Source organism: Dactylosporangium sp. NPDC005555 (assembly GCF_040605635.1).
In the GTDB taxonomy this organism is placed as follows: domain Bacteria; phylum Actinomycetota; class Actinomycetes; order Mycobacteriales; family Micromonosporaceae; genus Dactylosporangium.
This window is the reverse complement of record NZ_JBEXDG010000125.1, coordinates 1-8,434: the sequence shown is the minus strand read 5'-3', so window position 1 is coordinate 8,434 and position 8,434 is coordinate 1. Positions and strand designations below refer to the sequence as shown.

Annotated in this window: 7 protein-coding genes and 1 pseudogene; 6 read left to right on the top strand and 2 right to left on the bottom strand. The window is 73.6% G+C overall.

The features are described 5' to 3' along the window. The 6 genes and pseudogenes from ABZS58_RS50565 to otsB form a co-directional block, all read left to right on the top strand. Nucleotides 1–306 (top strand): annotated as a pseudogene (locus tag ABZS58_RS50565) (coagulation factor 5/8 type domain-containing protein); the annotation flags it as partial. Nucleotides 307–399: 93 nt separating this feature from the next. Beyond that, entirely contained in the window at nt 400–1,155 is a 756-nt protein-coding gene (locus ABZS58_RS50560; protein ID WP_354791946.1) for a cobalt-precorrin-6A reductase, read from the top strand. A gap of 12 nt (nt 1,156–1,167) precedes the next feature. Then, nucleotides 1,168–1,992 (top strand): PHP domain-containing protein, encoded by an 825-nt coding sequence (locus ABZS58_RS50555; RefSeq protein ID WP_354791945.1) that lies wholly within the window; start codon nt 1,168–1,170, stop codon nt 1,990–1,992. Nucleotides 1,993–2,001: 9 nt separating this feature from the next. After that, nucleotides 2,002–2,472, top strand: coding sequence for a hypothetical protein (locus ABZS58_RS50550; RefSeq protein ID WP_354791944.1), 471 nt, complete (start codon nt 2,002–2,004; stop codon nt 2,470–2,472). Nucleotides 2,473–2,587: 115 nt separating this feature from the next. Further along, nucleotides 2,588–4,210 (top strand): GGDEF domain-containing protein, encoded by a 1,623-nt coding sequence (locus ABZS58_RS50545; protein WP_354791942.1) that lies wholly within the window; start codon nt 2,588–2,590, stop codon nt 4,208–4,210. 381 nt (nt 4,211–4,591) lie between these two features. Then, nucleotides 4,592–5,386, top strand: a complete 795-nt coding sequence (gene otsB, locus ABZS58_RS50540) for a trehalose-phosphatase (RefSeq protein WP_354791941.1) — start codon at nt 4,592–4,594, stop codon at nt 5,384–5,386. 415 nt (nt 5,387–5,801) lie between these two features. Here the strand turns inward: otsB and ABZS58_RS50535 are convergent, their stop codons facing one another. Both ABZS58_RS50535 and ABZS58_RS50530 read right to left on the bottom strand, forming a co-directional pair. After that, nucleotides 5,802–6,998 (bottom strand): ROK family protein, encoded by a 1,197-nt coding sequence (locus ABZS58_RS50535; RefSeq protein ID WP_354791940.1) that lies wholly within the window; start codon nt 6,996–6,998, stop codon nt 5,802–5,804. A gap of 79 nt (nt 6,999–7,077) precedes the next feature. Beyond that, complete coding sequence (locus tag ABZS58_RS50530) at nt 7,078–8,115, bottom strand: hypothetical protein (RefSeq protein WP_354791939.1); 1,038 nt, start codon at nt 8,113–8,115, stop codon at nt 7,078–7,080. Nucleotides 8,116–8,434: the final 319 nt, after the last annotated feature.

The following is an 8,434-nucleotide window of genomic DNA, read 5'->3' as shown; positions in this document are numbered from 1 at the left end:
TACGACGTGCCCAACCAGTCCTCCTGGTCCAGCGGCGGCGGGGCACAGGGCTGGGCCGCCTACAAGGTCGGCGCCAACGTCACCACCCATGAGGCATGGGGGCTGGGCAGCTACTGCTTCTTCAGCACCAACCCGAGCGTCGTGCTGGGCCACTCGTTCGAGGTCCCACAGACGCCGAACGTCAAGTTCCACAACATGGTCACCGTCTCTCTCGGCGGCACCGGCACCATCGCCCGCATCATCAACAACACCGGCGGCCCGTCGAACTCCTCGTCGAACGTCGCGAACTGGGTCAACTACCCCTGACCCCTGCCGATCAGACCGGCGATGTGGTTCGTCGCCGGTCTGATCGCGGTGTGCGCCGCGGCTCAGGCCGTCCCGGCGTGGAATCCTTGCCGGGTGCGCACCGTCCTCATCCTCGGCGGCACCGGCGAGGCCCGGCAGCTCGCGGGCGTCCTCACCCAGGCCCCGCACGGCCGCCACCGGGTGATCAGCTCCCTCGCCGGCCGGGTCGCCGACCCCGCGCTGCCGCCCGGTGAGGTCCGCGTCGGCGGGTTCGGCGGCCCGCAGGGGCTGGCCGGCTACGTGCGGGCCGAGGCGGTCGACGTGGTGGTCGACGCGACCCACCCGTTCGCCGCGAGGATCAGCGCGTCAGCGTCAGCAGCAGGGGCGGCGGCAGGTGTACCGCTGCTGGTGCTGCGCCGCCCCGGCTGGGTCGCCGGCCCGGGCGACGACTGGCACCGGGTGCCGGCCCTCGACGCCGCCGCGGCGTTCATCGCGGCCTCGACCCATGAGCGGGTGTTCCTCACGACAGGGCGGCAGGGCCTCGGCGCGTTCGCCTCGCTGACGGACCGCTGGTTCCTCGTCCGCAGCGTCGACCCGGTCGAGCCACCGCACCCGCCGCGACTCGAGTCGCTGCTGGACCGGGGTCCGTTCACCGCCGACCGGGAGGAGGCGCTGCTCACCTCGTTCCACATCCAGATCCTCGTCACGAAGGACAGCGGCGGCACCATGACGGCCGCGAAACTCACCGCCGCTCGGCGTCTCGCCCTGCCGGTCCTGATGGTCGACCGGCCGCCCGTCACCCCTGGCGTGCCGGTGGTGGCGGACGTCACCGGCGCCCTCACACACCTGCGGACGCTCGGCATCGGCTGACACCATCGCGGCATGCTGCCCGCGGACCTGCACACGCACACCGAGTTCTCCTGGGACACCGCCACCGGCGACATGGAGGGCTCCTGCGCGCGGGCGGTGCGGCTCGGGCTGCCGGCCATCGCGTTCACCGAGCACACCGACTTCGTCGCGTGGGACGTCTCCGCGGTCACGCTGCCGGACCGGTACCGGCCGCTCATCACCGACGACGTGCACCTCGCGCCGCCGCCCCTCGACGTGGACGGCTACCTGGCGGCGGTCGACCGCTGCCGGACCCGCTTCCCGGCACTGAAGATCATCACCGGCGTCGAGCTCGGCGAGCCGCACTGGTTCCCCACCCAGACCGCGTCGCTGCTGGCGGCGGCGCCGTTCGAGCGGGTCATCGGCTCGCTGCACTCCCTCGCCGTGGCCGGCCGGCACCGCCTGGTCGAGGACGAGTACGCGCTGCGCACCGTCCCCGAGGTCCTGCGCGACTACTTCACCGAGGCGATCCGCATGATCGAGACGTGCGACGCGTTCTCCGCCCTGACGCACCTCGACTATCCGGTCCGCTACCTGCCCGCCGGCGCCACCTTCACCATCACCGACTTCGAGGACGAGATCCGCGCCGTGCTGCGCGCCCTCGCCGGCACCGGCCGCGCCCTGGAGGTCAACACCCGCCGCGGCCCCGAACCCGAGTTCGTCACCTGGTGGCGCGACTGCGGCGGGCGCGCGATCTGCTTCGGCAGCGACGCCCACCGCCCCGACCTGGTCGCCACCGGCTTCGCCGAGGCCGCCGCCATGGTCGAGGCCGCGGGCTTCCGCCCCGGCCGCCACCCGCACGACCACTGGCTGATCTAGGGTCACGGCATGGGTTGGAACACATCAGCGCTGTTCGTCAAGGGCGTCTCCGCGGACGCGGCGGTCGCCCTGCTCACGCCCGCGACGCCCGGGCCCGGCCAGGTCGGCGCGGACGAGGCGACGGGCGGCCTCGCGACCGGCGTGTTCTTCGCCGCGGAGACCGGCGGCTGGGCGCAGGTGTGGGACCCGTCGATGGAGCTCGCCCCGGCCTGCGACCCGCCCGGCGACGCCCTCGCCGTCATGTTCTCCAGCGTCGCCAGCAGCTACGCCTACACCCTGTTCACCGCCGGTGAGGTCACCCGGCGGCTGGTGTACGCCGACGCCGTCCCCGTCGTCGACGCCGGTACCCCGCTGCCCGTCGAGTCGGCCGTCGAGATCCCGTCGTGGGGCCCGGACGAGGACTTCGTGTGGGCCGTCATCGAGGCCGTCACCGGCACCGGCTACCTCCCCACCCTCCAGTACCGCCGCTGGCACCGGTAAGCGGGGCCAACCGTCACGGCGACCCGCAATTGGGCCGGTCGGCGGTCCACAGTGGTGCGTCGCTACCGTTACAGTTACCGGGCGACCCCGTCCCGTGATCGGAGGCGCCCGGCCCATGACCGACCCGCTGCTGGCATCCGCGGAGTCCTCGCTCGTCGCCTCCGACCTCGACGCCGCCAAGATGTTCGCCGGGCAGGCGGCCACGCTCGCCGAGGCGACCGGCGACCGGGGCGCGCAGGCCCGGGGCGTCACGTTGCTGGCGCGGGTGCTGTACATCCGCAGCGAGACGGCCGACGCGATGAGCTGCGTCCTGAAGGCGATCGACCTCAGCCGGGCCGTCGGGGATCTGACGTCGACCGCCAGGGCGCACGAGGTCGCCGCGCGGATCCTGCTCGACGTCGGCGAGACCGCCGCCGCCCTGGAGGAAGGGCTGGCGGCGATGCGGGCCGCGGACACCGGCGGGGACCTCGCCGCGACCATGGCGGCGATGCGGGCGATGGCCAACGTGTACGCGGCACTGCACCAGTGGGACCGGGCCCTCGCATACGGCGAGCGTTACCACGAGACGGCGCGGCTCCTGCGCGACCCGGTGGCGGAGAGCGCCGCGATCGAGACGGTGTCGTTCATCTACGCCGGGATGGCCGCCGAGGCCACCGACCGCGGCGAGCGTGACCGGGCCCGCGCGTGGCACGAGCGGACCGTGCTGCTGTCCCGCACGGCCATGCTCATGGCGCGGGACGCCGGCAACCGGCGCGGCGAGAACACGTGCCTGGCCAACCTCGCCGAGTCCCTCGCCGACGTCGGCCGCCCCGCGGAGGCCCTCGAACTGCTCGACAGCTGGCCCGCCGACCCGGCGCTCGACTCGGTCGCCAACATCGTGCACCACAGGGAGACCCGCGGGATCGTGCTCGCCGCGCTCGGCCGGCGGCAGGAGGCGGCGGAGCTCCTGACCGTCAGCGTCGCTGAGGCGCCGACGCGGCAGCACGAGATCACCGCCCGCCGCGCCCTCGCCGGGCTCCTCGAGGACATCGGCGACCTGCGCGGGGCCCTGGAGCACTACAAACGACTGTTCGTCCTGGTCTCCGAGCAGATGTCGGAGCAGGCGGAGCGGGCGGCGAGCGTGGCCGCGGTGCGGCTGGAGACCGCGCAGGCACAGGCCCGGGCGACGGCGCTGCAACGCTCGAACGAACACCTCAACCGGCAGGCCCTCGAGGACCCGCTGACCGGGCTGCCGAACCGGCGCCGCCTCGACCAGCTCCTCGCCTCCGACCTGCGCGCCTGCTCGGTGGTGCTGCTCGACGTCGACCACTTCAAGCGGATCAACGACGGCTGCTCCCATCTCGTCGGCGACGCGGTGCTGCGGGACCTGGCGGGCGTGCTCGCCGCCGCCTGCGGGCCCGGCGGCACGGCGGTGCGGTTCGGCGGCGAGGAGTTCGCCCTCGTGGTGCAGGGCACCGCGGCCGACGGGGTCCTCGCCCTCGCCGAACGCGCCCGGGCCGTCATCGCCGCGCACGACTGGACCGCGCTCGCGCCGGGGCTCGCGGTGACGGCCAGCTTCGGGGTGGCGCTCGGCGACGAGGCGGCGACCGGGATCGAGCTGCTGGCGCTCGCCGACCACCGTCTGCTGGCGGCCAAGGCCTCCGGCCGTAACCGGGTCGTCGGCCCGGCCCTGACCTCGCACGTGCTTCCATCGGGCGATCTTCAAACGGCGGATCTTCAAGCGGCGCAGACGGCGTAGGCGGTCGCGACGTCCTCGCCGTCGTGCCCGCGTTGCTTCGCCGCCGACGGCTTCACCGCCACCACGATCCGCCGCATCGCGGCCGACGCGGGCGTCGACGCCTCCCTCGTCATGCAGTTCTTCAAGTCGAAGGACGAGCTCTTCGGCGCCGTCATGTCCGTGCCACCGGCCGTGCTGGACCGCATGACCGACACGTGGCGTGGCCCCGAGGACGAGATCGGCGAACGCGTCACCCGTGCGTTCCTCGATCTCTGGGAGGACGACCCCGAGGCAGCCCCTCCTCGCACCTGGCATGTGACGCCGGTTGCGCGGGGCCCATCTCGGTGGGGATGCGATCTAAACTCGGATACGCACGTCGACCGACCGGGATGTGAGGGCCAGATGACAGAGCCGGACGCCACGATCGAGTTCCTGACGGCGGCACCGGCGGACGCCGGGCTGGTCATGGACTTCGACGGCGTGCTGTCGGAGATCGTCGAGGACCCCCGCGCGAGCCGTCTGCTCGACGGGACGGGCGACCTGCTCGCCGGGATCGCGGAGCGGATGGGTGTCGTCGCGCTGCTGTCCGGCCGGCCGCTCTCGTTCCTGCAGGACCGGGCGCCCGTCCACGGGGTGATCCTGCTGGGCTCCTACGGTCTCGAGGAGATGCGGGACGGGGTCCCGCACACGCACCCCGAGATCGCGGCCTGGCTCCCTGCGGTCCGTGAGGCGAGCGGCGAACTGCACAACATGTTCGACGGCACCGACGGCGTCGTGGTCGAGGACAAGGCGGTGTCGGTCGCGGTCCACTGGCGGCTGGCGGCCGATCGCCTCGAGACCGGCGCGGCGGTGGACAAGGCCGTGCAGACCCTGGCCGCCCGGACCGGCCTGGTCGCCGAGCCCGGCAAGCTGGTCGTCGAGCTCATCCCGCCGGTCAGGCAGGACAAGGGCACCGCCCTGACCAGGCTGCGCGAGACGCACTCCCTGCAGCGCGTCGTCTACGCCGGCGACGACCTCGGCGACCTGCCCGCCCTGCATGCCTGCGCCGCGGCGGGCGGCCACGCCCTCGTGGTCACCCACGGCCCCGAGACTCCCCCGCAGCTCAGCAGCGCCGCCACCCGCACCTTCGACGGCGTCCACGCCTTCGCGACCTGGCTCACCATCCTCCGCGCCGCCCTCGAATCCCACCCCCACTGAGACAACCCCCACCGAAGCCAACCAGCTCAGGCCAGCCACGCCGAAGCTGGCCACGCTCAGGCCGGCCACGCTCAAGCAACGGGCACTGAGGCCAGCCGCCCTGAGGCGACGCACACCGGAGTGCCGCACACCGAGGCGACACGCCGCACCCTGGGCGAGGCCGTTCTGATCAGCGAGCGCCCCGAGGCCGTTCCCACCAGCTGGCAGGGGGCCCAGGCGGTGCCTTCGTTGTAGTCGGTGACGATCCCAGCCGCCGGACACGTACGGTGCCTCCTCGACGTCGCCGGAGCCCCAGGCGGGCGCAGCGACCGACGACGGGAGCCGGGCGGCCCGGCCGGAGCTGCACTTCGGGGTCTGCGGCGAGCACGGCGGCGACCCCGCGGAAGGCCAGCGCGGAAGGCCCGGTGTGGGGGTGTCAGGGGCGGGAGGCGCGGCGGAGCAGCTCGGCCATCGGCAGGGTCGCCGCGCCGAAGGCGACCGCGTCCGGGCCCAGCTCGCACAGCTCGATCGACACCTGGCCGAAGGGGTGCTCCAGGGCCTGCTCGCCGGCCGCCTCGCGGATCTGCGGCAGCAGGCGGGCGCCGAGGGCGAGGCCGGCCCAGCCGCCGAGGACGACGCGCTCGGGGTTGAAGAGGTTGACCAGGTTGCCGATGCCGGCGCCGAGCATGCCGGCGGTCTCGGTGAGGATGGCGTCGGCCTCGGGGGTGCCGGCGGCGATGAGGGCGGCGACGTCGGCGAGCTCGTCGGCGGTGCGGACGTGGGCGGGGTCGAGCTGCTGGTAGCGGTCGAGGATGCCCTCGGCGCCGACGTAGGCCTCCAGGCAGCCGCGGGCGCCGCACCGGCACTGCCGGCCGCCGTAGACGACCGTGGTGTGGCCCCACTCGCCGGCGCTGCTGCTCGCGCCGCGGTAGAGGGTGCCGTTGGTGATGACGGCGGCGCCGACGCCGGAGCCGACGAGGACGATGACCGCGTTGGCGGCGCCGCGGCCGGCGCCGAACCACATCTCGGCCTGGCCGAGGGACTTCGCGCCGTTCTCGAAGAAGAGGGGTGCGGTCACGCCGCCGGCGCGCAGCAGGCCGTCGAGGGAGGTGCCGCGCCAGCCGATGGTCGGGGCGTGCACGCGCACGGGGTCGGACTGCTCGACGGTGCCGGGCACGCCGATGCCGACGCCGATGACGTCGGCGGGGTCGGTGTCGCCGAGGACCTCGCGGATGCCGGCGAGCAGCTGGCCGGCGACGGCCTCGGGGGCCGGCCGGGACGACGGCAGCGGCTCGTCGACGGCCGCGAGGCGCTGCATGGACAGGTCGAAGAGCTCGACCTTGACGCCGGTCTCGCCGACGTCGGCGCCGACGAGGCGGCCGAAGTCGGGGTTGACGCGCAGCAGGACGCGCGGGCGGCCGCCGTCGGACTCGATCTGGCCGGCCTCGACGATGAGGTTTTCCTGGAGCAGCTCGGCGGTGACGCTGCTGGCGGTCGCGGCGCTCAGCCCGGTGATCCGGCTCAGGTCATGGCGGCTCAGCGGCCCCCGGAAGAACAGCTCCGACAGCAGCGTGGACCGGTTGCGCCGGCGCATGTCACGGGTCGTGGCCCGCTCGACCTCGATGCGCACCACCGCCGCGAACCCCTCCCCCGACTCCTGCTGTCGGTGAATCGTGTCATGTGAGCGCTCCCGCGTCGACACCGTGGGTGCTTCATCGCTTCCGGGCGCGTCGCGCGACCGCCGCCACCAGCATCAACGCCACCACCGTGAACGCGCCGAGCAGCAGCGGGGCACGGGTCGCGGAGCGGGCCGGTGCCTTCGGCGGCGCCGCGGCGGCGTGTGTCGCCGACGGTGCGGCACTGCTCGGAGGAGCCGGTTTCAGGCCGCTGGCATACCGCAGAATCACGGCCGGACCGTTCTGGTCCGAGACGGTCAGCAGGCCCGTCGCGTCCGCCGTGTATGCGATCGCCTCACCCTGCGGCTCGTCGGGCAGGGCGGTGACCGTCGGCCTGCCCGTGGTGATCGCCTTGGCGACGTCGCCGCCGGTCACCTCGAACTCGTAGGCGTCGGCGTAGGTGCGCACGACGGCGCGGGTGCCGTCGGCGGACACGGCGGCGCCGGTGACCCAGGCGACGCCGAGGAAGCCCCACGGGTTGGACGTGCCGGTGCGCTGCGGCACGAAGGTGCCGACCCTGGTGAGCTTCGCGCCCTCGGTGTTGTCCGTGGGCAGCGGCGTGTCGAGGCGGAACACCTCGCCGTTGGGGTCCTTCGTGACGATCACCGGCCGGCCCTGGCCGTCGATGAGCAGCGCCTCGGCGTCGCGGGGCACCCCGTCCGGATACACCAGGCGGTGGATCTTCAGCTGCGTGGAGCCGGCGGCCATGGTCCACAGCGCGATCGTGCTGCGGCGGGTGCCGGAGCCGCCGGTCAAGGGGCTGTTGTCGCCGATGTCGGCGATCCACACGGTGCCCTTGCGGTCGACCGCGAGGTCCTCGGGGTCGCGGGCGGTCCGTGGGTACTGGATGCTGCCGGTCACCTTGCACGCCTTGTCGAGCGTGAAGACGCGGGTCTTGGCGGGATCGGGATTGCTGTCGTTCTCCACCAGATAGCCCGTCGGGGTGACGGCGAGGCCGGACACCTCGGTCACGGCCGGGTCGGTGATCCGGCAGACCTCCGTGGGCGCCGCCGACACCTGCGTGGGCACGTGAGCGTAGGCGGGAGCGGGAGCGGGTGCCAGCAAGACCAGCAAAGCCACCACCCCCCGCATGCTCCGAGTCTCCCAGAACCCAGGGGATCGTGTCCGGGCATCCGGTTTGGGTGACCATGCGTCAACCATTCGGTTACGCATTGCAGCCGACACGTTGGGGGAAATGCGCGGAGGTTACGGCCTCAATATGACACATTTCGGGCATGAAGACATGGGGGAACACGCATGGCGGCCGGATGAGAGCCATCCGGCCGGCGGTCAGGGTGGCGGCCGGGGCGGCGGCGGTGCTCGGCGTCGCGCTCTTCGCGCTCGGTGGCGCCGGCCCGGCGGGCGCCGCGGCTGCCCGGCCCGCGGCCGAGCC